Origin of the sequence: Streptomyces albiaxialis (assembly GCF_039530985.1) — a bacterium.
In the GTDB taxonomy this organism is placed as follows: Bacteria; Actinomycetota; Actinomycetes; order Streptomycetales; family Streptomycetaceae; genus Streptomyces; species Streptomyces albiaxialis.
This window is the reverse complement of the sequence record NZ_BAAAPE010000013.1, coordinates 309,950-327,321: the sequence shown is the minus strand read 5'-3', so window position 1 is coordinate 327,321 and position 17,372 is coordinate 309,950. Positions and strand designations below refer to the sequence as shown.

General features: G+C 73.9%; 16 protein-coding genes. 9 read left to right on the top strand and 7 right to left on the bottom strand.

The features are described 5' to 3' along the window. Positions 1–8: 8 nt before the first annotated feature. The gene (locus tag ABD343_RS25060; protein WP_344531581.1) at positions 9–1,088 is read right to left on the bottom strand and encodes a Strvi_7410 family MBL fold metallo-hydrolase; all 1,080 of its coding nucleotides are present in this window, start codon (positions 1,086–1,088) and stop codon (positions 9–11) included. Between the two features lie 170 nt (positions 1,089–1,258). Between ABD343_RS25060 and ABD343_RS25055 the strand changes: the two genes are divergently transcribed. After that, positions 1,259–2,764 carry an aldehyde dehydrogenase gene (locus tag ABD343_RS25055; protein ID WP_344531580.1) on the top strand — a complete coding sequence of 502 codons (1,506 nt, stop codon included), beginning with the start codon at positions 1,259–1,261 and terminating at the stop codon, positions 2,762–2,764. A 10-nt stretch (positions 2,765–2,774) separates the two neighbouring features. Continuing rightward, positions 2,775–3,008: a ferredoxin gene (locus ABD343_RS25050; RefSeq protein WP_344531579.1), complete on the top strand. Its 234-nt coding sequence runs from the start codon at positions 2,775–2,777 to the stop codon at positions 3,006–3,008. A 40-nt stretch (positions 3,009–3,048) separates the two neighbouring features. Here the strand turns inward: ABD343_RS25050 and ABD343_RS25045 are convergent, their stop codons facing one another. After that, entirely contained in the window at positions 3,049–4,299 is a 1,251-nt protein-coding gene (locus ABD343_RS25045; RefSeq protein WP_344531578.1) for a serine hydrolase domain-containing protein, read from the bottom strand. Between the two features lie 134 nt (positions 4,300–4,433). On the opposite strand from ABD343_RS25045, the gene ABD343_RS25040 reads away from it, so the two are divergent. Beyond that, positions 4,434–5,555, top strand: coding sequence for a DUF6461 domain-containing protein (locus ABD343_RS25040; RefSeq protein WP_344531577.1), 1,122 nt, complete (start codon positions 4,434–4,436; stop codon positions 5,553–5,555). Positions 5,556–5,588: 33 nt separating this feature from the next. Here ABD343_RS25040 and ABD343_RS25035 read toward each other — a convergent pair whose 3' ends face one another. The 5 genes from ABD343_RS25035 to ABD343_RS25015 all read right to left on the bottom strand — a co-directional run bounded on the left by ABD343_RS25035 (position 5,589) and on the right by ABD343_RS25015 (position 9,949). Further along, positions 5,589–6,608, bottom strand: a complete 1,020-nt coding sequence (locus ABD343_RS25035; protein ID WP_344531576.1) for a DUF2891 domain-containing protein — start codon at positions 6,606–6,608, stop codon at positions 5,589–5,591. Then, the gene (gene pcp / locus ABD343_RS25030; protein WP_344531575.1) at positions 6,605–7,267 is read right to left on the bottom strand and encodes a pyroglutamyl-peptidase I; all 663 of its coding nucleotides are present in this window, start codon (positions 7,265–7,267) and stop codon (positions 6,605–6,607) included. Before pcp ends, ABD343_RS25035 begins: the two co-directional genes overlap by 4 nt. A 13-nt stretch (positions 7,268–7,280) precedes the next feature. Beyond that, a complete protein-coding gene (locus tag ABD343_RS25025; protein WP_344531574.1) occupies positions 7,281–8,249 on the bottom strand; it encodes a DUF979 domain-containing protein in 969 nt (322 codons plus the stop codon). Then, the gene (locus ABD343_RS25020; protein ID WP_344531573.1) at positions 8,246–9,025 is read right to left on the bottom strand and encodes a DUF969 domain-containing protein; all 780 of its coding nucleotides are present in this window, start codon (positions 9,023–9,025) and stop codon (positions 8,246–8,248) included. Before ABD343_RS25020 ends, ABD343_RS25025 begins: the two co-directional genes overlap by 4 nt. Positions 9,026–9,235: 210 nt before the next feature. Next, positions 9,236–9,949: a GntR family transcriptional regulator gene (locus ABD343_RS25015; protein WP_344531572.1), complete on the bottom strand. Its 714-nt coding sequence runs from the start codon at positions 9,947–9,949 to the stop codon at positions 9,236–9,238. A gap of 116 nt (positions 9,950–10,065) precedes the next feature. Here ABD343_RS25015 and ABD343_RS25010 point away from each other — a divergent pair, with 116 nt between their 5' ends. The 6 genes from ABD343_RS25010 (at position 10,066) to ABD343_RS24985 (ending at position 17,372) form a co-directional block, all read left to right on the top strand. Next, positions 10,066–10,884, top strand: a complete 819-nt coding sequence (locus ABD343_RS25010) for a LamB/YcsF family protein (protein ID WP_344531571.1) — start codon at positions 10,066–10,068, stop codon at positions 10,882–10,884. Continuing rightward, the gene (locus ABD343_RS25005; protein WP_344531570.1) at positions 10,881–11,555 is read left to right on the top strand and encodes a 5-oxoprolinase subunit B family protein; all 675 of its coding nucleotides are present in this window, start codon (positions 10,881–10,883) and stop codon (positions 11,553–11,555) included. The genes ABD343_RS25010 and ABD343_RS25005 overlap by 4 nt, the downstream gene beginning before the upstream one ends. Further along, positions 11,552–12,478, top strand: coding sequence for a 5-oxoprolinase subunit C family protein (locus tag ABD343_RS25000; RefSeq protein WP_344531569.1), 927 nt, complete (start codon positions 11,552–11,554; stop codon positions 12,476–12,478). The genes ABD343_RS25005 and ABD343_RS25000 overlap by 4 nt, the downstream gene beginning before the upstream one ends. Positions 12,479–12,664: 186 nt before the next feature. After that, positions 12,665–15,352, top strand: a complete 2,688-nt coding sequence (gene lanKC, locus ABD343_RS24995) for a class III lanthionine synthetase LanKC (RefSeq protein WP_344531568.1) — start codon at positions 12,665–12,667, stop codon at positions 15,350–15,352. A gap of 49 nt (positions 15,353–15,401) precedes the next feature. After that, positions 15,402–15,524: a SapB/AmfS family lanthipeptide gene (locus ABD343_RS24990; protein ID WP_344531567.1), complete on the top strand. Its 123-nt coding sequence runs from the start codon at positions 15,402–15,404 to the stop codon at positions 15,522–15,524. 84 nt (positions 15,525–15,608) lie between these two features. Continuing rightward, positions 15,609–17,372, top strand: a complete 1,764-nt coding sequence (locus tag ABD343_RS24985) for an ABC transporter ATP-binding protein (protein WP_344531566.1) — start codon at positions 15,609–15,611, stop codon at positions 17,370–17,372.

Here is a 17,372-nt window from a genome sequence, read left to right as displayed (position 1 = left end):
CCTCGGTCTCACTCCTCGACGGCCTGGTAGCGGACGGGGTCCGAGCCGGGGACCGTCTCCGCGTGGCCGAGCTTGACCAGGCGGCGGAGATGGGCCTCGGCCTCCGCGACGGCGATGTTGCGGGAGCCGAAGGGGATCTCGGCCCAGGGGCGGTTCCAGCGCATGGACTCGGCCAGCTCCCAGGGCGTGAGGGCCCGGGCGGACAGCAGCGCCCGCAGATCGGAGAGCCGCTCCTCATGGTGGGCGGTGAGCGCGGCGACCCGGGCCTCCGCGTCGGTGAACGCGTACTGGTGCGCGGGCAGCACCTCCGCCGGGCGGAGCCGTCCGACGCGCTCCAGCGACGCGAGGTAGTCGCCGAGGGGGTCGGCGGCGGTGTCGCTCTCCGGGTCCTCGTAGAGCCCGATGTGCGGGGTGATCGTCGGCAGCAGATGGTCCCCGGAGAAGAGCCGCCCGTGCTCCGGCCTCGCCACCGCGCCCGGGTGCCGCTCCTCCAGGTGCAGGCAGACGTGGCCCGGCGTGTGCCCCGGCGTCCAGATCGCGCGGAGCCGCCGCCCCGGCAGGTCGAGCAGCTCGCCGGGCTCGATCTCCCGGTCGGGCAGGGCCGCGCGCCGCCCCGGCACGGTGTCGCCGCCGCTCCAGCCCCGGTCGAGCGCGGCGCGCAGGGGAGCGGTGTGCGCCTCCGGCGCGCCGGAGGAGGCGAGCTTCTCCGTGTAGTACCGCAGCCAGGCGGTGGGTTCGGCCTCGCGGGTGCGGCGGACCACGGCGGCGTCGGCCGCGTGCATCGCGATCCACGCCCCGGACTCCTCCCGTACGCGCGCGGAGAGCCCGTGGTGGTCCGGATGGTGGTGGGTGACCACCACGCCGTGCAGCGCGGAGACCTCCGTGCCGCAGGCGGCGAGGCCCGCGGCGAGGGCGTCCCAGGAGTCCGGGTCGTCCCAGCCCGTGTCGATGAGGACGGGGCCGCGGCCGGTGTCGAGGAGATGGACCAGCGTGTGCCCGAGGGGGTTGTCGGGGATGGGCACCGGGATGCTCCACACCCCGCCGCCGTGCTCGGTGACCTGCGGTGCCTCAGTCGGTGCCTCAGACATGAACGGCGGCTCCCCCACTCCGGTCCCCGGTACGTCGTCCGTACGGCGACGAGTCTCGTCGGTGCGGGCATTGTCCCCTAGAACTAGAACTGGTACTAGTTCTGATGCAGTGTCAGAAGCGTCACAGCCGGGTCAGCGGCCCGGACAGCAGCCGAGACAGGGGCAGGGCGATGGCGGACCAGACGGCCGGAACGGGAACGGGAACGGACCTCGACTTCGCGTACGTCGAGCACGCGCAGCTCTACATCGGCGGTGTCCTCACCGACCCCGCGGGCGGTGACACGATCGAGGTCGTCTCGCCGCACAGCGAGGAGCCCATCGGGCGCGTCCCGCACGCCTCCCGGGCGGACGTCGACCGGGCCGTCGCCGCCGCGCGCCACGCCTTCGACTCCGGCGTGTGGGCGGGGCGGAGCCTGGAGGAGCGGATCGAGGTCGTCACCCGGATCAAGGACGCCTTCGCCGTGCGCAGCGAGGAGATCGCCCGCGTCATCAGCGCCGAGAACGGCACTCCGTACTCGACCGGCGTCATGGTCCAGTCGCTCGCCGCGATGATGGCGTGGGACACCGCGATCAAGGTCGCCCAGGACTTCCCGTACGAGGAGCGGCGGGCCGGGGTGCTCGGGCCGCTCCTCGTGCGGCGGGAGCCGGTGGGCGTGGTCGCGGGCGTCGTGCCGTGGAACGTCCCCCAGTTCACGGCGGCGGCGAAGCTCGCGCCCGCGCTGCTCAGCGGCTGCTCGGCGGTGCTGAAGGTGTCGCCCGAGACGCCGCTGGACGCGTATCTCCTCGCCGAGATCGCGAGCGAGGCCGGGCTGCCGGAGGGCGTGCTGTCCATCCTTCCGGCGGACCGCGAGGTCAGCGAGTACCTCGTCGGACACCCGGGCGTCGACAAGGTCTCCTTCACCGGCTCGGTCGCGGCCGGGAAGCGGGTCATGGAGGTCGCGGCCCGCAATCTCACCCGCGTCACGCTGGAGCTGGGCGGCAAGTCGGCGGCGGTCCTGCTCCCGGACGCCGACCTGGACGCGGCGGTCGCGGGCATCACCCCGTTCGCCTGGATGATCAACGGGCAGGCGTGCGTGGCCCAGACCCGAATCCTCGCGCCCCGCTCGCGCTACGACGAGATCGCCGAGCGCTTCAGCGCCGCCGCGGACGCGCTCGCCGTCGGCCACCCGCTCGACCCCGCCACCCAGGTCGGCCCGCTGGTCGCCGAGCGCCAGCGGCAGCGCTCCCTCGACTACATCGCGCTCGGCCAGCAGGAGGGCGCCAAGATCCTCGCGGGCGGCGGCCGTCCGGAGTCCCAGCCCACGGGCTGGTACGTCGAGCCGACCCTCTTCGGCGAGGTCGACAACGGGATGCGGATCGCCCGCGAGGAGATCTTCGGCCCCGTCATCTGCCTCATCCCGTACGAGGACGGGGCGGGCGGCGACGAGGAGGCCGTCCGCCTCGCGAACGACTCCGACTACGGCCTGTCGGGCAGCGTCTGGACGTCCGACGTCGAGCGGGGTGTGGAGGTGGCCCGCCGCGTCCGCACCGGCACATACTCGGTCAACACCTTCAGCCTCGACATGCTCGGCCCCTTCGGCGGGTACAAGAACTCCGGCATCGGCCGCGAGTTCGGCCCCGAGGGGTACGGCGAGTACATGGAGCACAAGATGATCCACCTGCCGGCCGAAGGGTGAGGAGAGGGAGATGGGCGACCGCTGGCACGTGGAGGTGGACCGGAGCGTCTGCATCGGCTCCGGCATGTGCGTGGGCACCGCGCCGGGTGACTTCACCCTGGACGCGGCACGCCAGTCGCACCCCGCCGCCCCCGAACGCGACCCGTCCGAACCGGTCATGGACGCCGCCGAGGGCTGCCCGGTCGAGGCGATCACCATCACCCTCGTGGAGACGGGCGAGCCGGTCTTCCCTCCGGAGGAGTGAGGAGCCCCCGGTCCTCGGCCGGACCGGCACGGGGCTACGGTCACCGGCGCCCGGAGGGCTTCCCGCACAGCACCTCGTCCGTGAGGTCGCGCAGGACGTGGCGGGCCTTGAGGTCCTTCTTCTCCTCGTACGTCTTGCCGGTGGCGTTGATGACGAGGGAGCGGCGGCTGTCCTCGGTGACGCCGTTCCAGACGTAGAGCCCCTCGACGTCGCCGCCGTGGCCGACGTAACGCTCCCCGCAGCTCAGGTTGTTGCGCATCAGGCCGAGCCCGTACTCCATGCCGGGGAAGATCTTCTGGAAGCTCTCGTTCACCGGCACCGTGCGGCGCATCTCCGCCATCTGGCGCGGCGGGAGGAGCTGGCCGCGGATCAGCGCGGTGTAGAAGCGTTCCAGATCGCGTTCGGTGCTGATGAGCGAGCCCGCCGCGCCGCCGTGGCCGACGGTGCGCACCGTGGTGTCCGTCCAGCCCTTGGCGTCGCGGAAGGTCTGGTACGTACGGGCGTGCGGCTCCGGGAGGGACGCGTCGCCGGGGGCCGGGGCGTAGGTGTGGCGCAGGTTCAGCGGCCGGGTGACCCGGGTCCGTACCTCGTCGTCCCACTCGTTCCCCGTGATCTTCTTGATGAGCATTCCGGCGAGCAGGAAGTTGGGGTTGGAGTAGTTCCAGTCGGGCTCGGGGTCGTCCGGGTCGGCGGGCGGGAAGTCGGGCTTGTGGCGCATGGCACCGGCGACGCCCTGCTCGGGGGTGGTGCGGTTGAAGCGGGTCTGCTCGAACGCCTTCTTCGTGTCGCCGTCCTCGATGTCGTCGAGGATGTCGTAGTTGTGGATGCCGCTGGTGTGCTGGAGCAGATGGCGCACGGTGATCCGGCTGCCGTCGTTGCCGTTGCCCGAGACGACCCCGGGGAGCCACTTCTCCACCGTGTCGTCGAGCGACAGCTCACCCTCGGCGACGAGCTGGAGCACGACGACCGCCGTGAAGCTCTTCGTCGCGCTGGCCGCCCGTAGCCACCCGTTCCTCGGTACGGGCTTCCCCGTGCCGAGCTTGGCCTGCCCGGCTCCGGCCCAGTCCCGGCGTTCACCGTCCCGCACCTCGACGGAGAGCCCCACGAAGCCCGCGTCCTTGCGCGCTTGTTCGACGGTGCGCTGGAGCTGGTCGTGCCGCTCGTGCCTGTCGTTCTGCTGGGCCGATGCGGTGGGCGCGGGTGCCGCGCCGACGAGCCCCGCCAGCGCCGCCGCCAGCGCACAGCCGGTGACGACGACGCGGGCCCGTGATGCAGGTGTGGTGATGGTCATGCGCACGAGCGTCCCGGCACGGCCCCTCGTGAGGCCATCCGGGCAGCGTCATGACCGGGGTGGGGTTAACCGGAGGTCAACTCCCGGGCGGGGCACGCCGGATGAGCGTCCGTGCGCGTCGCTACGATGCGCGGATGCTGGTTCCTGAACCGACCGTCCGGGCTGACGCGCGCGAGCACCACACGGCTCTGGTGCGGGAGTGCGGCGTGTGGTTCGGCCGCCTGAGCGTGGTGCGCGGTGTGCCGGTGGGGGAGGCGCTGGCCCGGTGCGGCGGGACCGACGTCGGCACGGCCACGGTGGCACATGTCCGCGAGTGCGGGATCAACGCCTACCCGGACACGCTGCCCGTCGTTGTCGCCGACGAGCAGGACGGCTGGACGCTGCTGCTGGAGCCCGACGGGGCACACGGCACCGCCGCCGAAGGGCTGGACCGGTTGTCGGCGGGCACTGTCGCCGCCTCCGTGGAATGGGGCGACATCGACCAGGAGAGCAGCCTGGCTCTCGCCGTGGACGGTCGCGTGCTGGCGGGCTTCGCGTCCGATCGCGGCACCGCGCCGGAAGGGCCCGATCCGGATGCTGTGGCCCCGTTCGTGACAGGGCTGGACTTCGACGTCCCCGGAGGCGAGGAGGCCGCGCTGCTGGTGTTCATCGAGCGGGTGAGCGGCGTGCGTATCACCGCGCAGTGGATCGGGGAGAGGCACCGGGCGGCGGCGCTCGTCGCGCGTGACGCGTTCGAGCCCGCCTTCCCCCGCACCTGGCTGGACGCGGCGGCACCGGAGGTGGCCGCCTCCTTGCCCGGCCTCGGCGCGACGGAGCGGTACGCGACCGCCGCCGAGGCCGCGGCCGGTGCCTGCCGCGACGCCGGTGTGACCGGGACGGCGGCGCTGCGCCTCCTGGAGGCGGACGCCGCCGCGCTGGACGAACGGGAGCGCGCTCGCCGCAGGGACGAACTCGCCGACCTGGCGCTGGAGTTGTCCCGCCGGGTGCTGGTGATGCGCTGGCGGCGCTGCCAGCCCCCTGACGAGACGCTGCCGATCGGGGAACGGCTGAGGCTCCGTATGGCCCAGCGGGACACGGAGCCGGTCGCCGAGCGCGCACTACAGGCCCAGGCGTATGCCCTCGGCGCCGCGGCCGGCAGCCTGGCGGACGATCCGTCGGACGCCGTCGCCCTCGCGCTGCGTAACGCCCGGCTGTCCGAACGGGAGCGTCAGCCCCGGCCCCGGCAGTGTCCCAAGTCGGTGAGGCCCGATGCGTAGCCCCAAACCGTCTGTTCGGACCGGGAGTTGACGTCAGTCGTCAGCGCCCCCCACTCCACCGTCCAGCGCGAGCGCGGCGAAGGTCGCCAGCCAGTGGTCGGTGGTGAAGTCGCCCGAGGTGGTGGCCGGAAGGGCCGCGTGGAGGTTGGCCTCGGCGGACGCGGTGAGGGGGCGGACGCGGGGGTCCGTCTCCGGGAGGGCCCCGGCGAGGTCGCGGAGCGCGGCGGCCCGGCTGAGGCAGAGGCCGAAGAGGTGGCCGATCTGGGGGTCTGCGGGGTCGGAGATGCGCGGCGGGGGCAGGAAGTCCCCCTCCGGTGCGTCCAGTTCGGGCAGGAACGCCGTCAGCCACGACGCGAACTCGCCCGGCGGCAGCACGCGGCGCACCGCGTCCGCCTCGGAGAGGAGCGGGGAGAGGAAGTCCTGGCCCGAGGGCTCCCAGCGGGTCGCCGCGCCGTGGTCGGGGACGTACCACTGGCGGATCTTCGCGGCGACGGGCTCGCGCAGCTCCGGTACGCCTGCGCCCTCCGCGCTGTCGAGCATCAGCCCCAGCGCGAAGGCGCTGTTGGCGTGCGTGCCGTGGCGTACGGGGTAGGTGGCCTTGCGCAGCCAGGCGAGCGTCAGTTCGGACACGACCTCGGCGGCGGGGCGCAGGGCCTCGGACCACCGGCCCGAAGCCGGAGCGGCGGCGGTTTCGCTCGTGAGCGCCAGCAGCCAGGCCCAGCCGTAGGGGCGTTCGAAGGAGGGGTGGCGGCGGAGGTAGTCGGCCTCCGTCGCCAGCGCCTCCGGGGTGAGGTGCGTGTCGAGGGTCTCCACCACCGCGCCCGTGTCGAACGCGGAGCCGTAGCGCCGCAGCAGGCGGACCAGGAGCCAGTGCATGTGGACCGACGAGTGCCAGTCGTACGCGCCGTAGAACGCGGGGTGGTACGTGCGCGGGGCGACCAGTTCGTCCGGGCCCGCCAGCAGATGTTGCGGAGCGTTCGGATACTCGCGTACGACGTTCGCGCGGGCCAGTTCCGCGAAGGTCCCCGCCCTGTCAGCCAGTACGGAACTCAATGTGTCGCCCCTCCCGTTTCGCGGATGTCGGTCGTCGTCGTGGCCGCCGCCTCCAGCATCGCGGCGAGGCCCGTGGCCATGTCCCGTACGGACATCGAGGCCGCGCCCGCCCTGTCCCGCTCCACCACCTGGTGCGGGGCGAAGGGGACGTGGACGAAGCCGCCGCGTACATCCGGGTGCTCGGTGGCGAGGAGGTGCGCGAGGCCGTAGAAGACGTGGTTGCAGACGAAGGTGCCCGCCGACTGGGAGACGGAGGCCGGGATTCCGGCGGCGCGGGACGCGGCCACGCACGCCTTGACGGGGAGCGTGGAGAAATACGCGGCGGGCCCGTCCGGGACGATGGGCTCGTCGATGGGCTCCTGGCCCGCGTTGTCGGGGATGCGGGCGTCGTCGACGTTGATCGCGACGCGTTCGACGGTGAGGTCGGGGCGCCCGCCCGCCTGGCCCAGGGCCAGGACGAGCGAGGGGCGGTGCTCCGCCACGGCCGTACGCAGCTCCTCCAGCGACCTGCGGTAGACGCAGCTCAACCGGACGGCGCTCACCTCCAGCCCCTTCGGCGGCTCGGCGGCGAGCCGCTCGGCGGCGGTCCAGGAGGGGTTGTCCCCATAGCCCTCGAACGGCTCGAAGCCGGTCAGCAGGACTTTCGTGGCGTCAGGCATGGGCGGCCCCTCCCTAGAAGGCGAAGAAGTAGATCAGCGCGATGTTGCAGCCGAGCATCGCGACGGCGGTCGGGGCCTGGGCCTTGATCGGGCCGTACTGGTCCTTCAGCTCCAGCAGCGCGGCGGGCACGATGTTGAAGTTGGCCGCCATCGGGGTGCACAGCGTGCCGCAGAACCCGGCGAGCATGCCGATCGCGAGGATCGCCGCGGCGTTGCCGTCCATCTGCTCGACGAGGACGGGCCAGCCGACGGCGGCGGTCATCACGGGGAAGGCCGCGAAGGCGTTGCCCATGATCAGGGTGAAGACGAACATGCCCGCGCAGAACAGCGCGACGGCCGCGAGCCGCTGCCCGTCCGGCAGGATCTGCTCGGTGATCTTCCCGACCTGGGTGCCGACGCCGGCCGCCTGGAAGATCGCGCCGAGCACGGAGAGGAGCTGCGGCAGCAGCAGGGCCCAGCCCATCGACTCCAGCAGCCCGCGCCCGGCGTGCAGCGGCACGCTCACCTTGCGCTCGCGCAGGATCCACATGCCGACGCCGAGCGCGACGATCGCGCCGAGGCCGAGCCCGAGGATGGTCTCGCTGTCCTTCTCCAGTACGGGCGTCCCGCCGATCTTCCACTTGGAGACGAGGACGGCGCAGAGCATGGCGACGACCGGGATCGTCAGCGCGGGGACGAAGAGCTTGTTGCCGAAGCGGGTCGCGAGCGCGGAGCGCTGCTTCTCGGTGGTGGTGCCGGGGACGCCCTTGCCGGTGCGGTTGAAGCCGCCTATGCAGATGAGGACGAGGACGGCGACGCCGAGGGGCTCGGCGGGCAGGGACTTGTCCACGACCCACGTCGAGTAGAAGAAGCAGGCCCCGAGGAGACCCCAGAAGGAGGCGGTGCCGAGCCGCTTGGGGTTGCTGCGGTCGTTCACCATCTGGAGCGCCATGAGGAGGAAGACGGCGCCGACCAGCCAGAAGAACCACTCGGACTTGATCACTTGGCACCCGCCTCGTTCTGCGCGTCCTTGGCGCCCTTGCCGCCCTTGCCGCCCTTGCCGTCCTTGCCGTCGGCCGCGACGGCCATCTCCGCGTTGCCGGTGACCAGCTCGCGTTCGAGCTGCCGGTCGAGCCGCAGCAGCCTGCCGCCGTGGATGAAGAAGGCGCAGACCGCGCTGGGTATCGCCCACAGCGCGAGGTGCAGGGGCTCCAGGTGGGTGTCGTACGTGCTGTTCACCAGGCCGGTGATCAGCAGGATGGAGCCGATGGCGAGGAAGCAGTCCTCGCCGAAGAAGAGCCCGACGGTGTCGGTGCCCGCCGAGTGCGAACGGACCTTCTCGCGGACCTTCTCCGGGAGGGGGCGCCCGCCGTTGGCGCGCTCGGTCGCGGCCTCGGCCATCGGCGCGATCATCGGCCGGACGCTCTGGGCCGGGCCGCCGATCGTCTGGAGGCCGACGGCGGCGGTGAGCTGGCGCAGCAGCAGGTAGAGCGTGAGGAAGCGGCCGGTCGTCAGCTTGGTGCCGAACTTGCCGATGAGGGTGCGGGCCTGCTGCTGGAGGCCGTTGCGCTCCAGCAGGCCGATCACGGGAAGGGTGATGGCGAAGATCGTCACCGAACGGCTGGACGCGAAGCTCTCCCCGAAGGTCCTGAGGATCTCGACGGGGGAGAGCTTGCCCAGCAGTCCGGTGGCGATCCCGGCCACCCCGACCACGAGCAGGGGGTTGCGGCGCGTCGCGAATCCGAGGACCACCACGAGGACGCCGAGCAGAACGATCATGTCGTCTCCGCCTTCTGTGCCTGTGCGAGAGGGGAGCGTCAGGGGTCTCCGTGTCCGCGGGGCGGAGCCGGTCTCCCGTGAAGCGAGTTTCACGGGAGGTTAGAGGATCGTTCAACGATCCGACAAGGGTGTAGGCAGCAGAGAAAACGCCCCGCTGTGCCGCTGCATGAGGAGCGGCAGAGCGGGGCGAAACGGGAATTAAGGGGCGAGTCAGCGGGTGGGCTGCTCGGGGTACGCCTCGATCAACTGCCGCCGGGAGTCCTCCAGGTAGAAGCCGAGGAGCCGCTCGGCGCCCGCCGGGTCCCCGGCCTCCAGGGTGCGGACGATCTGCCGGTTCCGGGCGAGATACGGCTCGTGGAAGCGGCGGGGGTCGTCCATGATGTGGAACGCCAGCCGCAGCTCGGCCAGCACGCCGCGCATCAGGTCGTCGGTGCGGGGGCTCTCGGCCAGTCCGGCGAGGGCCTGGTGGAAGCGGATGTTCGCGGTCGCGCAGTCGTGCCAGATGCCCGCAGCCGCGGCCTTCTCCCCGGCCTCCACGGCGGCCCTGACCTCGCCCGTCCGGTACGGCGGCTCGCCCAGCTCGCGCAGCGCCGCGCACTCCACGAGGCGCCTTACGCGATAGATGTCCATGATGTCCGCCGCGGTGAGCACCCGGACGAACGTCCCCTTGTTGAGCCGGTGAACGAGCAGCCGCTCGTGGGTGAGGAGGCGGAACGCCTCGCGCAGCGTGTTCCGCGAGACGCCGAGCGCGCCGCAGATGCGCTCCTCGGAGAGGCGGACGCCGGGCCGGAAGGAGCCCCGCGCGATCCGTTCGCGCAGGATGGCCGCGACGCGCTCCGCCGTGCTCGTCCGGCCGAGCAGCGCGCGGTCCGCCGCGAGTTCGGACAGCGCGTCGGTCAGCGCGAGGGACGTGTCCGCGGTCATCGTGCTCTCCCCCCGGTGTGAGTGGTGTGCCCAGTCAATCCGAGAATCCGGGGAAAGGGAATCGGGATCAAGGGCGGTCTTGCCGGATTGTTGAACAATCCCGTACGTTGCTGCCGATGGACCAGAAGACCGATCCCACGACCTCCCCCGGCTCCCCCGCGGTCGCTCCCGTGATCGACCTCAACGCCGACCTCGGCGAGGGTTTCGGGCGGTGGCGCCTCACCGACGACGAGGCCCTGCTGTCCTCGGTCACCAGCGCCAACGTCGCCTGCGGCTTCCACGCGGGCGACCCCGCGACGATGCGCCGCGTGTGCGAGCTGGCCGCCGAGCGCGGCGTACGGATCGGTGCCCAGGTCTCGTACCGGGACCTGGCCGGCTTCGGCCGCCGCGCCATGGACGTGCCGTCCGGCGAGCTGGCCGCCGAAGTCGCGTACCAGATCGGTGCCCTGGAGGTCTTCGCCCGCGCCGCCGGGGCCGCCGTGACGTACGTCAAGCCGCACGGCGCGCTCTACAACCGCACCGTCCGCGACGCGGCGCAGGCCGCCGCCGTCGCCGAGGGCGTCCGCCTCGCGGGCGCCGCGGCCGGCCGGGCGCTGCCCGTGCTCGGGCTGCCCGGCTCCGAGCTGCACGCCGCGGCGGCGGAGGCCGGACTCCCGTGCGTGGAGGAGGCGTTCGCCGACCGGGGATACCAGCCGGACGGAACCCTGGTACCGCGCTCCGAGCGCGATGCGGTGCTCACCGAGCCGGACCAGGTCGTCAAGCGGTCCATACGGCTCGCGCGCGACGGCGAGGTGACCGCCGCCGACGGCCGCACGATCGCCGTGCGGGCCCGCTCCCTGTGCGTGCACGGCGACACCCCCGACGCCGCGCGGCTCGCCCGTCGCGTACGGGAGGAGCTGGCCGCCGCCGGGGTCGGCGTCCGGGCGTTCGCATGAGCGCCGGGGGGCCGCAGGGACGGGACCTCGTCGTCCTGCCCGTGGGACGGCACGGGCTGCTCGTCGAACTCCCCACGGCCGAGACCACGGAGGCCTTCCACGCCGAGGTGCTGCGCCGCCGCGCCGACGGCAGCCTGCCGCCCGTACGGGAAATCGTGCCCGGCGCCAGGACCGTGCTGCTCGACGGGCTCGGCGGCCCCGGGGAGCCGGACGCCCCCGCCCGGCTCGCGCGCGAGCTGCCGCACTGGCGGATACCGCCGCTCACCGGCGGCACGGACACCGCGATCGAGATCCACGTCCGCTACGACGGGCCCGACGTGGCCGAGGTCGCCGCGCTGTGGGGCGTGGCGCCCGCCGAGGTCGCGCGGGTGCACGCCGCCACCGAGTTCCGGGTCGCCTTCTGCGGGTTCGCGCCCGGCTTCGGCTATCTCACCGGGCTCGACGAGAAGTATCACGTACCGCGCCGCGCGAACCCGCGTACCAAGGTCCCGGTCGGCGCGGTAGGGCTCGCGGGCGGCTACACCGGGGTCTACCCGCGCTCGTCGCCGGGCGGCTGGCAGCTCATCGGCACCGCGCCCGACACCGTGCTCTGGGACCCCGACCGCACCCCCGCGGCGCTCCTCGCCCCGGGTACCCGCGTCCGCTTCGTCCCCCTGGAGGAGCCCCGATGACGCCTCAGCCGCCCACGGGGCCGGGAGGGACCGCCGCCCCCGCCACCCCCGTCACCCCCGCGCTCTCCGTCGTGCGGGCCGGGGCGCTGACCACCGTCCAGGACCTCGGGCGGGGCGGGCGTGCGCACCTCGGCGTGCCCCGGTCCGGCGCGCTGGACGAGGCCGCGCACCGGCTCGCGAACCGGCTGCTCGGCAACGACGAGGGCGCGGCCACCCTGGAGACCACCGTCACCGGCTGCGCGCTGCGCGCCGAGGGCGGCGCCGTGACCGCCGCCGTCACCGGCGCGCCCTGCCCCGTCTCGCTGGACGGCCGTCCCGCGCCATGGGGCGTGCCCGTACGTGTACCGGCCGGGTCGGTGCTGGAGGCCGGGACCGCCACGTACGGGGTGCGCTCGTACGTGGGCGTCGCGGGCGGCATCGCCGTGGAGCCCGTGCTCGGCAGCCGGGCCACCGACCTGCTGTCCGGGCTCGGCCCGGACCCGTTGCGCGACGGCTGCACGCTGCCGCTCGGCGACGCCGCCCGTACGGGGGGAGGGCCGGGGCCCGGCCCCGATGCCGCCCCCTGGCCCGCGCCGCCCCGCGAACTCGTGCTGCCCGTGGTCCCCGGGCCCCGCACCGCCTGGTTCACGCCCGGCGCGCTGCGGACCCTCACCACCGGCACCTTCCGCGTCTCCCCGGCGAGCAACCGGATCGGCCTGCGCCTGGAGGGGCCGCGCCTGGAGCGCGCGGTCGAGGGCGAGCTGCCCAGCGAGGGCATGCCGCTCGGCGCCCTCCAAGTGCCGCCCGAGGGGCGCCCGGTGGTCTTCCTCGCCGACCATCCGACGACCGGCGGCTATCCGGTCGTCGGCGTCGTGCCCGAGCGGGCGCTCGCCGCCGCGGCCCAGGCCCCTCCGGGCACACCGGTGCGTTTCACCCCTGCGTGAGCGCGCCGGGAACGAGTCAGGGAACGGGTCCGGGAAAATGCCTGGCAACGAGCCCGGTAACGCGCCTGGTCCGGACCGGACTTCACGAGCGGGGCATGCATTTCTCATACCCGCCTCGTGACAATCATGACTGTTCCCCGTGCGAACGGCATGGCAGCCTCATTGCCGTGCTTCCGAGGGGGGACGATGGACAAGCGGTACGAGGTTTTCTGCCTTGCCGACAAGTTCTTCTACGAGAGTCCGGAACATTTGTCCGAACGGGCGGAGTCCGCGGAACCGCGAGGGAATCGGGACGCCGACACCCTGGCCACCGCGCAGCGCCCCGTGCCCTCGGGGTGGCGCCGCTCCCGCACCGGTGACTGGCTCGAACACCGCCCTGATCAGGGCGAATTCCCCGAGCAGGGCTGGAAGATCCATGTCTCCGCCTGCCTGGAGAACGCCGACCGGATAGCCGCGGCCGTATGGGACCACTGCATTCCGCGTGGCATTCCCTTCAAGTTCGTCCCGGCCCGCACGCTGCTCTACCTGCGCAATGCCAAATACGCCTCCCGCGCGATGAGCGGGAAATTCGCCACCCTCTATCCGGGCGGTGAAGACCAACTTCACACAATTCTCACCGAGCTCGGCGACCAGCTCGCCGGAGAAGCGGGACCGTACGTTCTCACCGACCTCCGCTGGCGCGAAGGGCCCCTCTATGTCCGCTACGGAGGCTTCGCCCCGCGCTACGTCCCGACGTCCGACGGCACCCTCGTCCCCGCCGTCGCGAACGCCGAGGGAGAACTCGTCCCGGACCGCAAGGACCCCGCGTTCCACGTCCCCGACTGGGTGACGCTCCCCGCGTTCCTCCGCCCGCACCTGGCGGCCCGCTCCGCCTCGACCGTCGGCGACCTCCCGTACCGCATCGAGCGTGCCCTGCACTTCTCCAACGGCGGCGGCGTCTACGGCGGCACCGACTCCCGTACGGGGGAGCGCGTCGTCCTCAAGGAGGGCAGGCCGCACGCCGGGCTGGCCGCCGACCGCGCCGACGCCGTCGCCCGCCTGGAGCGGGAGAAGGCCGCGCTCGAAGCGCTGGAGGGGCTGGACTGCGCGCCGGGTGTGCGCGACTGGTTCACTCTCGACGGGCACCGCTTCCTGGTCATGGACCACTTACCGGGCCAGACCCTCAACTCCTTCTTCGCCCAGCGGCATCCGCTGCTCACCGCCGACCCCGACCCCGTGGCCGTCGCCGACTACACGCGCTGGGCGCTGCGGATGCACCACCTCGTCGAGGAGGCCGTCGCGGCCGTCCACGGGCGCGGCATCGTCTTCAACGACCTGCACATGTACAACATCATGGTCGCCCCCGACGAACAGTCCGTCGCCCTCCTCGACTTCGAGGCCGCCGGCCGCGCCGTCGACAACCCGCGCCAGATCGTCGCCCACCCGGGCTTCATGGCGCCGCCCGACCGCACCGGCTTCGCCGTCGACCACTACGCGCTGGCCTGTCTGCGGCTCGCGCTCTTCATCCCGATGACGACGGTCCTCGCCATCGACCGCGGCAAGGCCGCGCACCTGGCGGAGATCGCCGCGGACCAGTTCCCCGACGTGCCCGGGGAGTTCCTCGCACGGGCCGTCGCCACGATCGAGGGGGACGACGCCGAGGCCCCGGACGCTCCCCGCGCCCGCCCCACCCGCAAAGCCCGCACCCGTCATCTCCCCGCCGAGCCCGCCGACTGGCCGCGCTCCCGCGACGCGATGGCCGGGGCCATCCTCGCCTCCGCCACCCCCGAGCGCGACGACCGGCTCTTCCCGGGCGACATCGCCCAGTTCGGACCCGGCGGCGGGATCGGGCTCGCGCACGGCGCGGCCGGGGTGCTGCACGCCCTCGCCGAGACCGGCGCGGGCCCGTACCCCGACGGCGAGGAGTGGCTGCTGCGCCGCACCGACCCGCCGCCGCGCGGCACCCCGCTCGGCCTCTACGACGGGCTCCTCGGCGCCGCCTGCGTCCTCGACCGCCTCGGCCACACCAAGCGGGCCGTCGCGCTCGCCGGGATCGTCACCGACGAGCACGAGAACTGGCGGCGGCTCGGCCCCGCCCTGCACGGCGGCCTGGCGGGCATCGGCCTCGCGCTCGACCACCTCGCCACCACGACGGGCGAGACGGCGTTCCGCGACGGCGCGGCCCGCGCCCTCGAACTCCTCGCCGCGCCCCGTACCCCCGCGAACGGCAAGAAGCCGCGCGCCGGACTGCTGCACGGCTCGTCCGGCGAGGCCCTCTTCTTCCTGCGGCTCCACGCGCGTACGGGCGACGCCGCCCTGCGCGAGGCGGCGGCCGGAGCCCTGCGTGCCGACCTCGCGCGCTGCGTCCGCGACCGCGCGGGCACGCTGCTGGTCGACGAGGGGCGGCGGCTCATGCCGTACCTCGGCGAGGGCAGCGTCGGCATCGCCGCCGTCCTCGACGAGTACGCCCGCCACGCGCCGCTCGACGACGACCTCGCCGAGGCCCGTACGGCGATCCTCCCGGCGGCCGAGGTCCGCTACTGCGCGCAGCCCGGGCTCTTCCGGGGACGCGCCGGACTGCTGCTGCACCTCGCCCGCACGGCTACGCCCGGCGTCACCGGCGCCGACCTCGCCGCGCAGCTCGACGGCCTGTCCTGGTACGGCATCGACCACCGGGGGCGGCTCGCCTTCCCCGGCGAGCAGATGATGCGGCTCTCCATGGACCTGGCCACCGGCACGGCGGGCTGCCTGCTGGCGGCGGGCGCCGCCGCGGCGGCCGAGCACGGCCCGCGCGACGGGGGGCCGCACCCGGCCCTCCCCTTCCTGCCGTCCCCCGTGGACCCCGCGTCCCCCCTGGACGGCAGCCCAGAGACCGGCCCCCTCGCGGGGTCGTGAGTAAGAACAGCACCACACAGTCCCCACATCCGAGCGAAAGGACACCGACATGGCACTCCTCGACCTTCAGACGATGGAAGCCGAAGAGGAAATGACCGGTGGCGGCGGCGACGTCAGCTACGCGAGCCTCCTCCTCTGCGGCAACAGCGGTCTGAGCGTCATCACCTGCTGAGAGGTGTGACCGGATGACCCGCGGCCCCGGGGAGAGCCATCACTGCCCCGGGGCCGCACCCCTCGCGTGAGGAGACCGAGCCACGTGACGAGCACGGCGAAGGAGGCCCGGCGACTCCTGCTGGCCGCGACCCGGCACGGCACCCCGCGCACCCTCGCCCTCGGCCTCGTCAGCACCTCCGCCGCCGCGGCCACGCTGCTGCTCCCCGCCGTCCTCGGCCGCGCCCTCGACGTGCTGCTCGCGGGGGAGGAGGGGGCGGGCCGCTGGCTGGTGCTGAGCGCCGTCCTCACCGTCGCCGCCGTGCTGCTCGACGCCGCCGACACCGTCCTCACCGGCACGCTCAACTCCCGTACCGCCGCCTGGCTGCGTGCCCGGCTCGTCGACCACCTGCTCTCCCTCGCGCCCGCCCGCGCCCGCCGCTTCAGCGACGGCGACCTCGTCACGCGCGGCACCGCCAACGCCGCCCACGCCGGGAACGCGCCGAGTGCCGCCGCCTCCACCCTCGCCGCGCTCGCGCTGCCCGTCGGCGGCATCGTCGCGCTCGCCCTGCTCGACCTCCGCCTCGCCGCCGTCTTCCTCGTGGGCGCGCCGCTGCTCGGCCTGGTGCTGCGGGCGTTCCTGCGCACCACCTCCGACTGCGTCGCCCGCTACCAGGAGGAGCAGGGCCGTATCGCCGGGCGGCTGGTGGAGGTGCTGGGCGGCGCGCGTACGGTCGCGGCGGCCCGGACCTACGGGCGCGAGCGCGACCGGGTCCTCGGGCCGCTGCCCGCGCTCAGCGCGCAGGGCCACCGGATGTGGCGCGTCCAGGGCCGCTCCACCGGGCAGGCGGCGGTGCTGGTGCCGCTGCTGCAGATCGGGGTCGTCGCGGTGGGCGGACTGCTCGTCGCCCGGGAGGAACTGAGCGTGGGCGGGCTCGTCGCCGCCGCGCGCTACGCCGTCCTCGCCGCGGGCATCGGCGGGCTCGTCGGCCACCTCGAAGGGCTCGTCCGCGCCACGGGCGCGGCACGCCGCCTCCAGGAGGTGCACGCCGAACCGCCGTTCCCCTACGGCACCGGGCAACTCCCCGAGGGGCCCGGGCGGCTGGAGCTGCGCGGTGTACGGGCCGTCCGGGGCGGCACGGCCGTGCTCGACGGTATCGACCTCACCGTGCCAGGCGGCGCGACCGTCGCCGTCGTCGGACGGTCCGGCGCGGGCAAGTCCCTGCTCGCGGCGCTCGCCGGGCGGCTGGAGGACCCGGACGAGGGCACCGTGCTGCTCGACGGCGTGGACCTCGCCGCACTCGACCGCCCGGCACTGCGCCGCGCCGTCGGCTACGCCTTCGAGCGCCCCGCGCTGCTGGGCGGCACCCTCGCCGGCACCATCGGGCTCGGGCCCCGCGACCCGGGCCCCGGACGGATCCGGCGGGCGGCCCGCGAGGCCTGCGCCGACGGCTTCGTCCGCACGCTCCCCGAGGGCTACGCCACGCCCTGCGCCCGCGCCCGGCTGTCCGGGGGAGAGGTCCAACGCCTCGGCCTCGCCCGCGCGTTCGCCCACGACGGGCGGCTGCTGATCCTCGACGACGCGACCTCCAGCCTCGACACGGCCACCGAACTCCGCGTCACCGAGAGCCTCCTGGCCCCCGGCACCGGCCGCACCCGCCTCGTCATCGCCCACCGCGCCTCCACGGCCGCCCGCGCCGACCTCACGGCCTGGCTCGACGCCGGACACGTCCGCGCGCTCGCGCCGCACGCGGTGCTGTGGGCCGAACACCCCGCCTACCGCCGCCTGTTCGCCGCCGAGCCCGCCGAGCCCGCCGAGCCCGCCGAGCGGGCCTCGGACGGGGAGCCCGCCTCGAACGGGGAGGGCTAG

What these genes read in the sequence shown, in the direction of transcription:
- ABD343_RS25060 (WP_344531581.1), bottom strand. Translation starts at nt 1,088, where the DNA reads ATGTCTGAGGCACCGACTGAGGCACCGCAGGTCACCGAGCACGGCGGC.
- ABD343_RS25055 (WP_344531580.1), top strand. Translation starts at nt 1,259, where the DNA reads ATGGCGGACCAGACGGCCGGAACGGGAACGGGAACGGACCTCGACTTC.
- ABD343_RS25050 (WP_344531579.1), top strand. Translation starts at nt 2,775, where the DNA reads ATGGGCGACCGCTGGCACGTGGAGGTGGACCGGAGCGTCTGCATCGGC.
- ABD343_RS25045 (WP_344531578.1), bottom strand. Translation starts at nt 4,299, where the DNA reads ATGACCATCACCACACCTGCATCACGGGCCCGCGTCGTCGTCACCGGC.
- ABD343_RS25040 (WP_344531577.1), top strand. Translation starts at nt 4,434, where the DNA reads ATGCTGGTTCCTGAACCGACCGTCCGGGCTGACGCGCGCGAGCACCAC.
- pcp (WP_344531575.1), bottom strand. Translation starts at nt 7,267, where the DNA reads ATGCCTGACGCCACGAAAGTCCTGCTGACCGGCTTCGAGCCGTTCGAG.
- ABD343_RS25020 (WP_344531573.1), bottom strand. Translation starts at nt 9,025, where the DNA reads ATGATCGTTCTGCTCGGCGTCCTCGTGGTGGTCCTCGGATTCGCGACG.
- ABD343_RS25015 (WP_344531572.1), bottom strand. Translation starts at nt 9,949, where the DNA reads ATGACCGCGGACACGTCCCTCGCGCTGACCGACGCGCTGTCCGAACTC.
- ABD343_RS25010 (WP_344531571.1), top strand. Translation starts at nt 10,066, where the DNA reads ATGGACCAGAAGACCGATCCCACGACCTCCCCCGGCTCCCCCGCGGTC.
- ABD343_RS25005 (WP_344531570.1), top strand. Translation starts at nt 10,881, where the DNA reads ATGAGCGCCGGGGGGCCGCAGGGACGGGACCTCGTCGTCCTGCCCGTG.
- ABD343_RS25000 (WP_344531569.1), top strand. Translation starts at nt 11,552, where the DNA reads ATGACGCCTCAGCCGCCCACGGGGCCGGGAGGGACCGCCGCCCCCGCC.
- lanKC (WP_344531568.1), top strand. Translation starts at nt 12,665, where the DNA reads ATGGACAAGCGGTACGAGGTTTTCTGCCTTGCCGACAAGTTCTTCTAC.
- ABD343_RS24990 (WP_344531567.1), top strand. Translation starts at nt 15,402, where the DNA reads ATGGCACTCCTCGACCTTCAGACGATGGAAGCCGAAGAGGAAATGACC.